Origin of the sequence: Paenibacillus sp. OSY-SE (assembly GCF_000283315.1) — a bacterium.
Taxonomy (GTDB): Bacteria; Bacillota; Bacilli; order Paenibacillales; family Paenibacillaceae; genus Paenibacillus_B; species Paenibacillus_B profundus.
Window position 1 is genome coordinate 1 of sequence record NZ_ALKF01000054.1, and the last position, 203, is coordinate 203.

Here is a 203-nt window from a genome sequence, read left to right on the forward strand (position 1 = left end):
GCGCATGGACCGGGCGAGTTCATGGAAGAAAACACTCTAATTTGAAGCGGTTCTGGCACGCCAATGGAATTCATTTCCACATGATTCATCCAAAATGCATCCCAAGGAGGCACCGTCAAGTACCGAATAATGCCGTATATCGCTACTAGAACAGCAATGTTGGCGTATGAATACAGCAGTCGGTCCAACTCCTTGGCTTTCAT

Annotated in this window: 1 pseudogene; it reads right to left on the minus strand. The window is 47.3% G+C overall.

Features of this window, described 5'->3' with window-relative positions:
- Window positions 1-203, minus strand: a pseudogene (locus A372_RS38180) (O-antigen ligase family protein); the annotation flags it as partial.